Below are 392 nucleotides of genomic sequence, written 5' to 3' on the forward strand. Positions count from 1 at the left end.
ATGACTACCGCAACACCGCACCCCGCCATCCCACTGCCGCTGGTCCGCGACCCCGACCTCCTGCCGCCGCTCGAAATGGATGGCTACCTCACCGGCGTGCTGGTCACGCCGCATCTGGAAACCGCGCAGTGGGTCATGGGTCTGTGGCAAGAACGGTCTGCGGTCGATACTGCCCGGATCGAACAGGGCCTTGTTACGGTCCTGGCCCATCGCAAGGCTATCGAGGCCAGCTTCGCCAAAGGCTGGCCAAGCTTCTCCCCCGCCTTCTGCGAGCCGGGTCAGAAGCCAGACCACGGCAAGGTCAGGACTTGGGTCAGGGGCTTCTGGAGCGCCATGAAGCTGGACACCCGCAAAAACCTGGTAGTTCGAGGCGGATTGGTCCGAGGAAGGGT

The 392-nt window shown here is 64.0% G+C and carries 1 protein-coding gene; it reads left to right on the top strand.

What is annotated here, in order from left to right; translation table 11 throughout:
• Positions 1-392, top strand: a 392-nt coding sequence (locus AX703_RS22175; RefSeq protein ID WP_156452181.1) for a UPF0149 family protein, incomplete at both ends; no start/stop codon positions are given.

Origin of the sequence: Novosphingobium sp. CCH12-A3 (genome assembly GCF_001556015.1) — a bacterium.
In the GTDB taxonomy this organism is placed as follows: domain Bacteria; phylum Pseudomonadota; class Alphaproteobacteria; order Sphingomonadales; family Sphingomonadaceae; genus Novosphingobium; species Novosphingobium subterraneum.